Source organism: Nonomuraea sp. LPB2021202275-12-8, assembly GCF_037044575.1.
Classification (GTDB): Bacteria; Actinomycetota; Actinomycetes; order Streptosporangiales; family Streptosporangiaceae; genus Nonomuraea.
Window position 1 is genome coordinate 115,023 of sequence record NZ_JBAHWD010000012.1, and the last position, 14,641, is coordinate 129,663.

Sequence of the window (14,641 nt, forward strand, 5' to 3'; positions counted from 1 at the left end):
CGGCGAGGTCTCCACCCGCAACCACTGCCGGCCAGCTGATGCACCTTCCCCGGTGTCAGATGGCAGGCGTCCACGAAGAGGGTGCGGATGGGGACCTGGCCGGACGGCACCCGGGTGGGGCCCAGGAGGATCGGCGATCGACCGGCCGCGTCATCCGCGAGCCAGGACGCGAGAGGGGGGTTGGAGATGTACGACGACGCTGGTAAGAGCGGTCACGTTCCGGTCATGCTCGAGCGCGTTCTGGAGCTGCTGGCACCGGCGCTGACCGGGGACGCGCCCGTTGTCGTCGACGCCAACCTCGGCCTCGGCGGCCACACGGAGGCCCTGCTCGCCGCGCATCCGGCACTGCACGTGATCGGGATCGACCGTGACCCGTTCGCGATCGAGTTCGCCACGCGCAGGCTCGCTCCCTACGCCCAGCGGACGACGCTGGTCCACGCCTCCTCCGACGAGCTGAGCGACGTGCTCGCCCACGCGGGCCGCACGACGATCGACGGGGTGCTGTTCGACCTCGGCGTCTCCTCGCCCCAGCTCGACGAGGGTGAGCGCGGATTCGCCTACTCCTACGACGCCCCGCTCGACATGCGGATGGACACCGACCAGGAGCTCACCGCGGAGACGGTGGTCAACACCTACTCCGGGGCCGAGCTGGTGCGCATCCTTCGCGATTACGGCGAGGAACGGTTCGCACCGCGTGTCGCGGGCCTAATCGTCAAGGAAAGGGCCAAGGAGCCCATAACGTCGACTAAGCGGCTCGCTGACATCGTCAGGCAGGCGATTCCGGCCGCGACCCGGCGCACTGGGGGTAACCCCGCCAAACGAACGTTCCAGGCGCTGCGCATCGAAGTGAACGCGGAGCTGTCCGCCCTGGAGGCGGCGCTGCCCGCGGCACTCGGCGCGCTGGTGCTCGGTGGGCGAGCCGTCGTGCTCTCCTACCACTCACTCGAGGACCGGCTCACCAAGCAGGTCCTCACGGCGCGAACCAGGGACACCAGCCCACCCGGGCTGCCCGTCCCGCTGCCGGCACACCAGCCGCGGTTCCGCCTCCTGACGAGGGGAGCCGAGCTCCCGACAGAAGAAGAGCTGGCTCGCAACCCGCGGGCGGCTTCGGCCCGGCTCAGGGCTGCAGAGAGGATCCGTGTTGACGACCAGGACTGAGCAGGAGACCAGGCAGGCGCCGAGCAGCACGCCAGCCCGCGGCGCCGTGCCCAAGACCGTCCGGCGCAGGCCCGAAGTCCCGCACCCGGCCAAGCCCGTGCCCCAGCCCCGCCCCGAGACCGACCGGCGGCGGCCGCGGCCCGAGCCCGGCGCGCTGCGCGGCCGTCCGGAGACCACCGGCCGGCCGGCCACCGAGCGCCCGCGCCCGGCCGCCCAGCGGCGCCCGGCGCGGCAGCGCGCCCCGTTCGTGCTGCTGGTCGTCGGGCTGCTCTGCGGCGGTCTGGTGAGCCTGCTGCTGCTCAACACCGTGCTCGCGCAGGACTCCATCACCGCCTCGACGCTCATGGACGAGATCTCCGCGGCCCGGCTGCAGAACGAGGACCTCAAGCGCCAGCTCGAGCAGGACAAGCAGCCTGCCGTGATCGCCAAGCACGCTGAGGACCTCGGCATGGAGCCGGCGCTCGACAGCGTCAACCCCTACACCACGGGCGACACCGGCACGGGCTCCACCGGCACTACCTCCACCGAGCCTGGCCGGGCGGTCCAGGGGCGGTGAACAACTCCAGCGGCAGGGGTCAAGGTCCCGGTCGTGGCGGCGCCGGCTCTCAGGGAGGGCCTGGCGCCGCTCGTCGTACGCCGGGCGGCCCGGGGCGGACCGGGCGCCAAGGCGGCTCCGCCCGTTCAGAGGGGGCGGGCCGCCCGGCGGCGCCGGACGGCTCGCCGGATGAGCCGCGCAAGAGCTCCGACCCCTTCGACCTGCCCTTCGGGCGCGACGACAGCCCCCGCAACCGTCCCCCGCAGGACCCGTCCGACGGCCCTCGCAGCCGCTCCGGCAGGGACCGCGCCGGAGAAGGCGACGAGGACGCCGACGACGCTCCGCGTGGCCGGTCCGGACGTGGCGGGGCTTCGGGAGGCCGGCCTCGCCGTGACGGGGACGGCGCTCCGTACGGCCGGTCCGGGCCGGACGACGGAGACGCTCCGCGTGGCCGGTCCGGCAGGGGGGCGGCTCCGGGTGGCCGGGGCAGCCGGGATGACAACGACGCAGCGCGGGGCAGGGCACGCCGCGACGAGGACGACCGTACCCGTGGCCGGTTCCGTCAGGATGGCGGGGACGTTCCGCGTGGCCGTGCCGGAGGTGACGCGGGCCGGTCGCGAAGCCGTGGCCCGCAGGACGACGACCGGCCCAGTGCTCGCGGCGGCAGGCAGGACAGCGCCCCCAGGCGCCCCGCCACCGGCGCCGGGCGTCCTGGTGGCGACGGGCGGCGCGACGGCACCGACGGCACTCGCGGCCGCGGCTCCGACGCCGCCCGGCCAGATGGCGCGGACGGCCGCGCGGACGGACCTGGATCCGGCCGGTCGGACGCCCGGCCTGACGGCCGCGCGCGGCCGGATTCCCGATCGGACGGCCGCACCCCCGGACGCACCCCCGGACGTACGCCGGGCCGTGCGGACGGCTACGGCGACGGCCGTCCCGGGGCGGGTCCTCGTGACCGAGGTGACGGATCCCTGGGGCGCGGCGACGACGGGCCGCCGCGCCGTACCCCGTCCCGGCCCACTCGCCAGGACGCGGGGCGGGCGCGGGCCGGAGGCGGCGGAGACGGGCCGCCTCCCAGGACCCCCCGCAGGCCGCCCGCGCCGCCGCCGCGGCCGCCGCTCGTCCTGCGGCTCGGCAACCCGCGCAGGCGGATCAACATCGGCCTCATCGGGATGACCTTCATCCTGTCGATCTTCGCCGGCAGGCTGATCCAGATGCAGGGCCTGGACTCCAAGGTCTACGAGGCCGCCGCCGTCGGGCAGCGCCAGCTGACCGAGAAGGTCCCGGCCAAGCGCGGCGCCATCACCGACGTCAACGGCCACGCGCTGGCCGTCACCGTCGAGGCGCGCGACATCGCCATCGACCCCACCAAGGTCCCGCAGGCCGCCAGGGCCAAGGTGGCTGTCCTGCTAGCCAGGCACCTGGGCAGGACCGAGCAGGAGATGGCGGCCAAGCTGGCCCGCGTCGACACCCGCTACCAGCTCCTGGCCGGGGGCGTGGAGCCGACCGTGGCGAGCCGGCTGCTCAAGGAGCCCGTGCCCTCGCTCACCGCCACCATGACCTACCGCCGCGTCTACCCGGCGGGTGACCTGGCGGGCAGCCTGATCGGGTTCGTCGGCGACGACAAGGACGGCCTGGCCGGCATGGAGCAGGTCAGAAATTCGGTGCTGGCCGGGCGTGACGGCGAGCTGCGGATGGAGACGGGCCGCGACGGCCAGCGCATCCCGATGACCAGCAGCCAGCGCACGCCGCCGGTCGACGGCCGCGACGTGCGGCTGACGATCGATCGCGACATCCAGTGGGCCGCGCAGCGGGTGATCGCCGAGCAGACCAAGGCGTCGGGCGCGAGCAGCGGCACCGTGATCGTGATGGACGTGCGCACGGCCCAGGTCATCGCCATGGCCAACGCCCCCGAGCTCGACCTCGCCAACTGGCGCAGAGCCCCCGAGTCCCTCTACGTCAACAGGGCGGCCGCGGACGTCTTCGAGCCCGGCAGCACCAACAAGGTGATCACGGCCGCCGCCGCGCTGGAGGCGGGCGTGGTGAACTCGAGCTCGGTCTTCCACGTGAAGGACCACATCCAGTGCGCCGACCGGGTGCTGCGTGACGCGCACGCGCACCCGCCGGAGGACATGACCTTCCGCCAGGCCGTGGCCCAGTCCAGCAACGTCGCCACCGTCATGGCCGCGCGCAAGGTCGGCAGCCAGCGCCTGTACGAGATGCTCAAGGGCTTCGGCTTCGGCTCCAGGCCGGGCGGCGGCGTGCCGGGCGCGGAGGCCGGGCTGCTGCCCGACTACAAGAACTGGTCGGGCAGCCAGAGCTGCACGGTCGCCTACGGGCAGGGCGTGTCGGTGACCGCGCTGCAGATGGCCAGCGTCTACCAGACCATCGCGAACGGCGGCGTCAAGATCGAGCCGCAGCTCGTGGCCGGCAGTACCGACGCCTCCGGCAGGTTCGTCGCGGCGGCACCCGGCAAACAGACCAGGGTGATCAGTGACGGGACCGCCAAGGAGATCACCGCGATGCTCGAGGCCGCGGTCGGCGCCGAGGGCACCGGTGAGCTGGCCGCCATCCCCGGCTACCGGGTGGCGGGCAAAACCGGCACCGCGAACCGCTACGATGCCGAACTCGGCCGCTACCACGGTTACACCGCCTCGTTCGTGGGCTTCACGCCCGCCGACGCCCCCCGGCTGGTGGTGCTGTCGGTGTTGCAGAACCCCAAGAACGGCCACTTCGGGGGGCAGCTCGCCGCCCCGGTGTTCAAGGATGTGATGACGTTCGCCATCAAGAGCAGGAAGATTCCTCCCACAGGCTCGCCAGAGTCCGCGGTGCGGACGCGCGCGGGACAGTGACCAGGGAAGGTACGCTGCCGCCGTGCGTCCCCCGTCGTCTATGCGTCCAACGACCAGTCCGCCTCGCCCGCTGACCGGGCTGGCGAGCATGCTCGACGCCGATTCCGGCACCGCGCGCTCGCCGCATGCGGCGCTGACCGGCGTCTCCATCGACTCCCGCCAGATCCGGCGCGGAGACCTCTACGTCGCCCTGCCCGGCGCCAGCGCCCACGGCGCGGACTTCTCGGCCGAGGCCATGGCGCGCGGCGCCGTGGCCGTGCTGACCGACCCCGCGGGCCGCGAGGCGGCCGTCGCCACCGGGCTGCCCGTGCTCATCGTGCCCGACCCGCGTGCCCTGCTCGGCCAGGTCGCCTCCTGGGTCTACGGCCATCCGGCCGGCGGCATCATGGTCCTCGGGGTCACCGGCACCAGCGGCAAGTCCACCACCACGTTTCTGCTGGAGGCCGGGCTGCGGGCGGCCGGTCACACGGCCGGGCTGGTCGGCGGCGTCGAGATCCACGCCGGCGACCTCCGCTTCGAGCCCAGGCTCACCACGCCCGAGGCGTCGGAGCTGCACGGCCTGTTCGCCCTCATGCGCGAGCAGGGCGTGACGGCGGCGGCCATGGAGGTCTCCAGCCACGCGCTCGCGCTGGGCCGGGTCGACGGCGTCTTCTACGACGTGGCGCTGTTCACCAACCTGTCGCAGGACCACCTCGACTTCCACAAGGACTTCGACGACTACTTCGCCACGAAGGCGAGGCTGTTCCAGCCCGAGATGAGCCGGGTGGGAGTGACCAACTTCGACGACCCCTACGGCCGCGAGCTGCTGCGCCTGGCCAAGGTGCCGATGACCACCTTCTCGGCGCTGGGCTCGCCGCAGGCGCAGTGGCGCGCGCTCGACGCCCGGCTGGGCGCAGACGGCAGCGCGTTCAGGGTGGTCGGGCCCGGCGGGGTCGAGGCGGACGCGCAGATCTCGCTGCCCGGCCCGTTCAACGTCGCCAACGCGCTCGGCGCCATCGTCACGCTGGTCGAGGCCGGGGTGCCGCTGCAGAGTGCCGTGCACGGCGTCGGCACCCTCACCGGAGTGCCCGGCCGCATGGAGCGGGTGACCGGCTCGGGGGACGAGTTCCAGGCCGTCGTCGACTACTCGCACAAACCCGCCGCCGTCGAGTCGGTGCTGCGCTCGCTGCGTGAGGTCACCGCGGGCTCGCTCACCGTCGTGCTGGGCTGCGGCGGCGACCGCGACAAGGGCAAGCGGCCGCTGATGGGGGAGGCCGCGGCCGGGCTGGCCGACGTCGCGATCTTCACCAGCGACAATCCCCGGTCCGAGGATCCGCTGGACATCCTGGCCGCGATGATGGAAGGAGCGCTCCGCGTCCCCCGGCACGCGCGCGCTCATGTGATCATTGAGCCCGACCGCGCGGCGGCCATCGACCTGGCCGTCGGCCGTGCCGGGCGCGGTGACGTGATAGTCGTGGCAGGCAAGGGCCACGAGCAGGGCCAGTACGTTTCAGGCGAGGTGATCCCCTTCGACGACAGGGAGGTGGTCGCCGCCGCGATCGACGCACGCAAGGAAAGCAGGAAGCACGCATGATCCCGTTGCCTCTGGCCAGGATCGCCGAGATAACCTCGGGCGCCCTGTCGGGCATGGCCGACCCCCGCGCGGTGGTGCGGGGTCCCGTCGTGATCGACTCGCGGGACGCCGAACCGGGATCCCTGTTCGTCGCCTTCAAGGGCGCGCAGGTCGACGGGCACGACTACGCGGCGCAGGCCGTCCGGGCGGGTGCCGTCGCGGTGCTGGCCAGCAGGCCGGTCGAGGTGCCGACGATCGTCGTGCCCGACACCACGGCCGCGCTCGCCGAGCTGGCGACCGCGCAGGCCGCCGCGCTGCCGAGGGCGACCGTGATCGGCGTGACGGGTTCGGCGGGTAAGACGACCACCAAGGACCTGCTGGCGAGGCTGACTTCCAGGATCGGCCCGACCATCGCCCCCGCCGGCAACTACAACAACGAGATCGGCCACCCGCTGACGGTGCTCAAGGCCGACGCCGACACCCGCTACCTGGTGCTGGAGCTGAGCGCCCGGACCATCGGCAACATCGCCGACCTGGCGCGCATCGCGCCGCCCGAGATCGGCGTGGTGCTCAACGTCGGCACCGCGCACATCGGCGTCTTCGGCGGCAAGGAGGCCATCGCCAAGGCCAAGGGCGAGCTCGTCGAGGCGCTGCCGCCGACCGGCGTCGCCGTGCTCAACGCCGACGACCCGCTGGTGCGCGCGATGGCCGCGCGCACCGAGGCCCGCGTCACCTACTTCGGCCGCGGCGAGGACGCCGCCATCCGCGCCGAGGAGCTCACCGTGGACGAGCGCGGACGCGCCTCGTTCTCCCTGCGCACCCCGTCGGGCGCCGCGCCCGTCCGGCTCAAGCTGTACGGCGCGCACGCGGTGGACAACGCGCTGGCCGCCGCCGCCGCGGGATACGAGCTCGGCCTGCCGGTCGCCACCATCGCCGCGGAGCTGTCGCAGGCCGAGCCGCGCAGCCGGTGGCGGATGGAGGTCACCGACCGGCCGGACGGCGTCACCGTCGTCAACGACGCCTACAACGCCAATCCCGACTCGATGCGGGCCGCTTTCGAGGCGCTCGGCGTGCTCGGCCAGGGCCGCCGCCGCTTCGCCGTCATCGCCTCCCTGCGCGAGCTCGGCGAGGACGGTCCCGCGCTCAACGCCGAGGTCGGCCGCCTGGCGGGCGGCAGCGGCCTGGCGGGCCTGATCGTCGCCGGACCCGACGCCGGCCCGATGCTCGAAGGCGCCCGCGCCGCCGCCCAGGAAGCCGCCCAGAGCGCTCAGACGGGGGGCCCGGCGCCCGGCACGGTCATCGTGCACGTGCCCGACGCGCAGGCCGCCGCCGCCGAGCTGCGTTCGTGGCTGCGGCCCGGCGACGTGGTGCTGATCAAGGGGCCCAGGGCCATGGGGCTGGAGCGGACGGCCGAGCTGCTGCTCGGAGGTGCCACCCAGTGACCGACATCATCATCGCCGGAGCGGTGGGCCTGATCCTCTCGATGCTGGGGACTCCGCTGGCCATCCGGCTGTTCTCCAGACGCGGCTACGGCCAGGAGATCCGCGAGGAGGGGCCGTCCGGCCACCACGGCAAGCGCGGCACGCCCACCATGGGCGGCACGGTGATCGTGCTGGCCTCGCTGCTGGCCTACGGCGCCTCCCACCTGGCCACGCTGGCGCCGCCGACCGTCTCGGGGCTGCTGGTGCTGTTCCTGATGACCGGACTCGGCGCGGTCGGCTTCCTCGACGACTTCATCAAGATCTACAAGCAGCGCAGCCTCGGCCTGCGCAGCGGCGCCAAGGCCCTCGGCCAGCTCATCGTGGGCGCGATCTTCGCGGTGCTGGTGACCCAGAACCCGAACATCTACGCCATCACCCCCGCCGAGCCCCGCCTGTCGTTCCTGCGCGACTTCGGGCCGTCGATCGGCATCGTGGGCTTCACCATCTGGGTGCTGATCATGATCGTCGGCTTCTCCAACGCGGTGAACCTCACCGACGGCCTCGACGGCCTCGCCAGCGGCGCGACCGGCGTGGTGCTCGGCGCCTACGTGCTGATCGGCAACTGGCAGCTGCGCAACAACTGCATCGACCAGCTCGGCCCCAACTGCTACTGGGTGCGCGACCCGCTCGACCTGGCGGTGGTGGCCGCCGCGGTCCTCGGCGCGCTGATCGGCTTCCTGTGGTGGAACGCGCCCCCCGCCAAGATCTTCATGGGCGACACCGGGTCGCTCGCCCTCGGCGGCGTGCTGGCCGGCCTGGCCATCGCCACCCGCACCCAGCTGCTGCTCATCCTCCTCGCCGGACTGTGCGTGATCATCACGCTCTCGGTGATCATCCAGGTCGGGTTCTTCAAGATGACCGGCAAACGGGTGTTCAGGATGGCTCCGCTGCAGCACCACTTCGAGCTCAAGGGCTGGGCGGAGACCACGATCGTGGTCCGCTTCTGGCTCATCGCCATGCTGTGCGCCGCGCTCGGGCTCGGGCTGTTCTACGTCGAGTGGATGCCGAAGCCATGACTCTCACCTGCGTCGCCGGGCTCGGCGTCTCCGGCAGTGCGGTGGCCAGGGTGCTGGCCGGGCAGGGCGAGCGGGTCGTGGTCGTGGAGTCCGTCGAGGGCGAGCGCCAGCTCGCCGCCGCCGCCGGCCTTTCGGGGCGGGGCGTCGAGGTGCGCTTCGGGCCGCTGGAGCTGCCCGAAGGCGTCACCCGGCTCGTCACCACCGGCTGGGCGCCGCACCATCCGCTGATCGCCGCGGCCCTCGCGGCGGGCGTGGAGGTGATGGGCGAGGTGGAGCTGGCCTGGCGGCTGCGGCCCGCCCAGGCGGCCCCCTGGCTGGCCCTGACCGGCACCAACGGCAAGACGACCGTGGTCCGCATGCTCACCGCCATCCTGCTGGCCGCCGGGCGTAAGGCGGTGGCCGTGGGCAACGTGGGGGTGCCCGTCGTCGAGGCCGTACGCGAGCCGTACGACGCGCTCGCGGTCGAGCTGTCGAGCTTCCAGCTCCACTGGTCCAGCACGCTGGCCCCGCACGCCGCCGCGATCCTCAACGTGGCGCCGGACCACCTCGACTGGCACGGGTCGATGGAGTCCTACTCCGCCGCCAAGGGCCGCATCTTCGAGCGCGCCGGCACCGTGATCTACAACGCCGACGACCCGGAGGCGGCACGCCTGGCCGGCCCGTACCCGGGCGCGGTGGGCTTCACCCTGCGGACGCCCCGGGCCGGGCAGGTGGGGTTGGTGGAGGACCTGCTCGTCGACAGGGCCTTCGTGGCCGATCCCGCCGAGGCGGCCGAGGAGCTCGCCACGCTGGCCGACGTCCGCCCGCTCGCCCCGCACAACGTCGCCAACGCGCTCGCCGCCGCCGCGCTGGCCCGCTCGCTCGGCGTCCCGTCCGAGGCCGTACGGCAGGGCCTGCGGGACTTCGTGCCCGACCCGCACCGCATGGCGCACGTGGGCCGGGTGGGCGAGGTCGACTACGTCGACGACTCCAAGGCCACCAACCCGCATGCCGCCGCCGCGGCCCTGTCCTCCTACCCGTCGATCGTCTGGGTGGCCGGCGGCCAGCTCAAGGGCGCGGACGTGGACGAGCTCGTCAGCGGGGCCGCGCCCCGGCTGCGCGGCGCGGTGCTGCTCGGCGTGGACCGCGGCCGGATCGCCGAAGCTCTGGCGCGACACGCGCCGAATGTCCCCGTGGTGGACATCAGCGACCAAGACACTGGTGTGATGGACCGTGTCGTCACCGAAGCCTCCCGGCTCGCCTCCCCCGGAGACACCGTGCTGCTCTCCCCGGCAGGCGCGTCGCTGGACATGTTCGCCAACTACCCCGCGCGAGGGGAGGCCTTCGCGCGTGCCGTACACGCTCTAGAGGCGGCCACGTGAGCGCGACCACCGAGGAGCCGCGCGCCAGGCCCACCGCGGCCGAGGAGCCGTCGGGCTGGGCCCGCGAGCGGCTGACCGCGCTGAAGGAGCTGCTCGACAAGCCGCTCACCACCTACTACCTGATCATCGGGTGCAGCGCGCTGCTGCTCGCGCTCGGGCTGATGATGGTGCTGTCGGCCTCCAGCATCGAGGCGATGCAGAAGACCGGAAACCCGTTCTCCTGGTTCATCAAGCAGTCGATGTCGGCCGCGGTCGGCCTGCCGATCATGTGGGCGTGCACGCGGCTGCCGTACAAGTTCTTCCGCTGGGCCGGCTACCCGCTGATGGCGCTGTCGATCATCGCGCTGGTCATGGTGCTGTTCATCGGCTCGTCGGAGCTGGGCGCGCAGCGGTGGATCTACATCGGGCCGTTCACCATCCAGCCGTCGGAGCCGGCCAAGCTGGGCCTGGCCCTGTGGGGGGCGGACCTGCTGGCGCGCCGGGCCCGGAGCGGGCGCATCGAGTGGCGGCACATGCTCATCCCGCTCATGCCCGGCACCGCGATCCTGGCCGTCATGGTCATGCTCGGCCGCGACCTCGGCACCACGCTGGTGCTGTTCATGATCTTCCTGGCGCTGCTGTGGGTGGTGGGGGCGCCGGTGAAGCTGTTCGGCGGCATCCTGTCGCTGGCCGTGCTCGCCGCGATCATCATGATCAGGGTGGAGCCGTACCGGATGGCCCGCGTCGGTGCCTTCCTCGATCCGTGGGCCGACGCCCAGGGCGCCGGCTACCAGGCCGTGCAGGGGCAGATCGCGATGGGCTCCGGCGGCTGGTTCGGGCTCGGGCTCGGCAGCAGCAGGCAGAAATGGGACTGGCTGCCGCACGGGGAGAGCGACTTCATCTTCGCCATCCTGGGCGAGGAGCTCGGGCTGATGGGCACGCTGATGGTGGTGGCGCTGTTCGGCCTGCTCGGCTACGCCGGGCTGCGGGTCGCCTCCCGGGTCAACGACGCGTTCGTCCGGCTGGTGTCCTCAGCCATGGTCGCCTGGATCGCCGGCCAGGGCATCGTCAACATGGGCGCGGTGCTCGGCGTGCTGCCGATCACCGGCATCCCGCTGCCGCTGGTCTCCTACGGAGGTTCGGCGCTGCTGCCGACGCTCGCCGCGCTGGGGATGATGCTGTCGTTCGCCAAGCGCGAGCCAGGGGCGCGCGAGGCTCTGGCCGCACGTGGCCCCGGACCCGCCGCCCGGGCCCTAAGCTGGCTTGGCCTGGGGGGTACGACCAGAGGCCGAGACAGACGTTAGGGAGTGACCGACATGAGGGTGGTCCTCGCCGGTGGCGGGACGGCCGGGCACATCGAGCCCGCTCTCGCCCTGGCCGACGCGCTGCGCCGCCTGGACTCGCGGATCGGCATCACCTGCGTGGGCACCGAGCGCGGGCTGGAGACGCGCCTCGTCCCGGCCCGGGGCTACGAGCTGGAGCTGGTCCCGGCCGTGCCGCTGCCCAGGGCGATCACCCCTTCTCTGCTGACCGTGCCCGGCAGGCTGGCCGGCGCGGTCAACGCCATGGCGGCCGTCCTCGACCGGGTCCAGGCCGACATCCTCGTCGGGTTCGGCGGCTACGTCGCCACGCCCGCCTACCTCGCCGCCAAGCGGCGCGGCCTGCCGATCGTCGTGCACGAGGCCAATCCCCGCCCGGGCCTCGCCAACCGGCTGGGCGCCAGGCTCACCGAGCACGTCTTCACCGGCTTCCCCGATGCCGTGCCCGGCAAGGCCGAATACATCGGCACCCCGCTGCGCCGCGAGATCGTCGAGCTCGACCGGCTGTCCATGGGCGACAAGGCCCGTTCCTGGTTCGGGCTGCAGACCGACCGGCCGACGCTGCTGGTGTTCGGCGGCTCCCAGGGGGCCAGATCGATCAACGAGTCGGCGCTCGCCGCGGCCCCCGCCCTGCGCGCCGCCGGCGTCCAGGTGCTGCACGTGATCGGCCCCAAGAACACCGTCGAGCACGAGCCGCCGCCCGGCGACCCCCAATACGTCCTGCTGCCGTACGTGGACCGCATGGACCTCGCCTACGCCGCCGCCGACCTGGCGCTGTGCCGCAGCGGCGCGCTCACCTGCGCCGAACTCACCGCGGTCGGCCTGCCCGCCGCCTACGTGCCGCTCCCGCACGGCAACGGCGAGCAGCGCATCAACGCCGAGCGCGTGGCCGCGGGCCGCGGCGGCCTCGTGGTCGACGACGCGGGCCTGTCATCTGATTGGATCATCCAGAACGTGCTGCCGATCCTCCACGACCCCGAAAGGGTCGCCGCAATGTCGGAGGCCGCCTCCAGACTGGGGAGGAAGGACGCCGACCTCATTCTCGCCAGGAAAGTGTTGGAGATAGCCCGATGAGTCTCGTCAAGCTGGTCGATCCCGTCGCCGCCGAAGAGCTGGGGCGGGTGCACTTCATCGGCATCGGCGGAGCCGGTATGTCGGGCATCGCGCGCATCCTGCTCAAGCGCGGCGTGCGCGTGTCGGGCAGCGACGCCCGCAGCAGCGACCTCGTCACCGAGCTGCGCGAGCTGGGCGCCACCGTGCACATCGGCCACGCCGCCTCCCACGTCAGGGACGTCGACACCGTGGTGGTCTCCACCGCCATCCGCGACTCCAACCCGGAGCTGGGCGAGGCGCTCAAGCAGCAGCTGCGGGTCATCCCGCGGGCCGCCGCGCTCGCCTCCGTCATGGCCGGGCGCACCGCCGTCGCCATCGCCGGCACCCATGGCAAGACCACCACCACCTCGATGCTGACCGTCGCGCTGCAGAAGTGCGGGGCCGACCCGTCCTACTGCGTGGGCGGCCAGCTCGTCACCACCGGGCTCGGCGCCGACGAGGGCTCGGGCCAGGTGTTCGTCGCGGAGGCCGACGAGAGCGACGGCTCGTTCCTGATGCTGGCGCCGGACATCGCCGTGGTGACCAACGTCGAGGCCGACCATCTGGACAACTACGGCGACCCGCGCGCCGTGCACGACAGCTTCGCCCGCTTCGCCGAGCGGGTCGGCTCGCTGCTCATCGCCTGTTCCGACGATCCGGGCTCGGCCGAGCTGGCCCGGATCGCGCGCGAGCGCGGGCTGAGGGTGGTGACCTACGGCGCCGAAGGCGACTACCGGATCAGCGGCGTCAGACCCGACGGGTTCGGCACCGTCTTCACCGTCGACGGCCCCGGCGCCCGCGGGGGCGAGGTGCGCCTGTCCGTTCCCGGGGCGCACAACGCCCTCAACGCCACCTCGGTCATCGCCGTGGCCGATGAGCTGGGGCTGCCGTTCGAGGAGATCAGGGACGGGCTGGCGGCCTTCACAGGGGCCAAGCGGCGCTTCGAGGCCAAGGGCGAGGCGGGCGGTGTGGCCGTCTTCGACAGCTACGCCCACCACCCGACCGAGCTGGCCGCGGATCTGAAGGCCGCGCGTGACGTGGTCGCCTCCTACTCCGGCCACGGGCGGGTCATCGCGATCTTCCAGCCGCACCTCTACTCGCGCACCCGGTTCTTCGCCGACGAGTTCGGGGCCGCGCTGGGCCTGGCGGACGAGGCGATCGTGCTGGACGTCTACGGGGCGCGCGAGGACCCGGAGCCGGGCGTCTCGGGCGCGCTGGTGGCGGGCAGGGTGCCGCTGCCCGCCGAGCGGGTGGCGTACGCACCCGACCGGGCGGCGGTGCCCGAGCTGGTGGCCTCCCGCGTCCGCGCGGGCGACATCGTCCTCACCATGGGCGCGGGCGACGTGACCGAGCTGGGCCCGCAGATCGTGGCGCAGCTGTCCGGCCGTCCCTGACACTTCCTTCTCCGCCAGGAGCACTCGCCGCGCGGGCCGGGGACGGCCGCCGACCTGTCAGGCGCGGTTCCATGCCGTCCGGGGGATTGCGGCCCGGGCTGCTCGGTCGCGTTCGCGGTTCGCTGCCCTGTGCCCGTATGGCGTGGCGTGGGTGTTTCGCGACGCCGGCGGCGTAGGTTCTGGGGCACGAACGCGGGAGGACGATGAAGGCTCGGACGGTTTTCCTGGTGCTGCTCACTGCCGGAGTGGTGGGGACGGCGGCGTGGCTGGTGTTCTTCTCACCGGTGCTGGGCGTGCGATCTGTGGAGATCGTGGGAAATGTCACAGTGCCTGCGGACAAGATCAGACAGACGGCGGGCGTCGCGGATCTGCATCCGCTGGCGACCGTCAACCTGGCCGACGTGCAGGTGAGGGTCCAGTCCATCCGGCAGGTCGCCAGCGCGAGGGTCGACCGGGTGTGGCCGGGGACCCTGAAGATCGAGGTCGTCGAGCGCGAGCCCGTCGCGCAGGTGGCCGCCGGGGGTAAGGCGGCGCTCCTCGACAAGCTCGGCGTCGTGATCGAGGTGAGGGACGTGGCGCCGCCGCTGGTGCCCGTGCTGAAGGTGGACCGGCCGGGGGCGGGGGACCAGGCGACCATGGCGGCGCTGCGGGTGATCGGCTCGCTGCCCGGCGAGATCGGCGGACGGGTGCGGCAGGTGAGCGCCACGACGGCCGAGGACGTGACGATGACGCTGTCGGACGGCAGGACCATCATCTGGGGCGGCGTGGACCGGCCCGAGGACAAGGCGCGCATCCTGACGAGCATGCTGCGGCGCAGGGCCGAGGTGTACGACGTGAGTTCGCCGGATGTGATCACGCTCAAGTGAGCCGCGCGGTCGTCCAAGGGGGACGGGCGCGGCGTC

The 14,641-nt window shown here is 73.0% G+C and carries 11 protein-coding genes; all 11 read left to right on the forward strand.

The genetic code is table 11. From position 1 onward, the window contains the following. Window positions 1-186: 186 nt before the first annotated feature. The 11 genes from rsmH to V5E28_RS23180 all read left to right on the forward strand — a co-directional run bounded on the left by rsmH (window position 187) and on the right by V5E28_RS23180 (window position 14,605). Window positions 187-1,158, forward strand: a complete 972-nt coding sequence (gene rsmH, locus V5E28_RS23130; RefSeq protein ID WP_336209116.1) for a 16S rRNA (cytosine(1402)-N(4))-methyltransferase RsmH — start codon at window positions 187-189, stop codon at window positions 1,156-1,158. Continuing rightward, window positions 1,142-1,714, forward strand: coding sequence for a hypothetical protein (locus V5E28_RS23135; protein ID WP_336209117.1), 573 nt, complete (start codon window positions 1,142-1,144; stop codon window positions 1,712-1,714). The genes rsmH and V5E28_RS23135 overlap by 17 nt, the downstream gene beginning before the upstream one ends. Further along, window positions 1,711-4,545: a penicillin-binding transpeptidase domain-containing protein gene (locus V5E28_RS23140; RefSeq protein WP_336209118.1), complete on the forward strand. Its 2,835-nt coding sequence runs from the start codon at window positions 1,711-1,713 to the stop codon at window positions 4,543-4,545. The genes V5E28_RS23135 and V5E28_RS23140 overlap by 4 nt, the downstream gene beginning before the upstream one ends. Before the next feature lie 40 nt (window positions 4,546-4,585). After that, entirely contained in the window at window positions 4,586-6,118 is a 1,533-nt protein-coding gene (locus V5E28_RS23145; RefSeq protein WP_336209119.1) for a UDP-N-acetylmuramoyl-L-alanyl-D-glutamate--2,6-diaminopimelate ligase, read from the forward strand. Beyond that, on the forward strand, window positions 6,115-7,539 hold the full coding sequence (locus V5E28_RS23150; protein ID WP_336209120.1) for a UDP-N-acetylmuramoyl-tripeptide--D-alanyl-D-alanine ligase: 1,425 nt from the start codon (window positions 6,115-6,117) through the stop codon (window positions 7,537-7,539). The genes V5E28_RS23145 and V5E28_RS23150 overlap by 4 nt, the downstream gene beginning before the upstream one ends. Then, window positions 7,536-8,594, forward strand: a complete 1,059-nt coding sequence (gene mraY / locus V5E28_RS23155; protein WP_336209121.1) for a phospho-N-acetylmuramoyl-pentapeptide-transferase — start codon at window positions 7,536-7,538, stop codon at window positions 8,592-8,594. Before V5E28_RS23150 ends, mraY begins: the two co-directional genes overlap by 4 nt. Next, a complete protein-coding gene (gene murD, locus V5E28_RS23160; RefSeq protein WP_336209122.1) occupies window positions 8,591-9,955 on the forward strand; it encodes a UDP-N-acetylmuramoyl-L-alanine--D-glutamate ligase in 1,365 nt (454 codons plus the stop codon). Before mraY ends, murD begins: the two co-directional genes overlap by 4 nt. Continuing rightward, window positions 9,952-11,238, forward strand: a complete 1,287-nt coding sequence (gene ftsW / locus V5E28_RS23165; RefSeq protein ID WP_336209123.1) for a putative lipid II flippase FtsW — start codon at window positions 9,952-9,954, stop codon at window positions 11,236-11,238. The genes murD and ftsW overlap by 4 nt, the downstream gene beginning before the upstream one ends. A gap of 12 nt (window positions 11,239-11,250) precedes the next feature. Further along, a complete protein-coding gene (gene murG, locus V5E28_RS23170; RefSeq protein WP_336209124.1) occupies window positions 11,251-12,327 on the forward strand; it encodes an undecaprenyldiphospho-muramoylpentapeptide beta-N-acetylglucosaminyltransferase in 1,077 nt (358 codons plus the stop codon). Then, the gene (gene murC / locus V5E28_RS23175; RefSeq protein ID WP_336209125.1) at window positions 12,324-13,739 is read left to right on the forward strand and encodes a UDP-N-acetylmuramate--L-alanine ligase; all 1,416 of its coding nucleotides are present in this window, start codon (window positions 12,324-12,326) and stop codon (window positions 13,737-13,739) included. The genes murG and murC overlap by 4 nt, the downstream gene beginning before the upstream one ends. A 203-nt stretch (window positions 13,740-13,942) precedes the next feature. Continuing rightward, window positions 13,943-14,605 (forward strand): cell division protein FtsQ/DivIB, encoded by a 663-nt coding sequence (locus V5E28_RS23180; protein WP_336209126.1) that lies wholly within the window; start codon window positions 13,943-13,945, stop codon window positions 14,603-14,605. Window positions 14,606-14,641 lie beyond the last annotated feature (36 nt).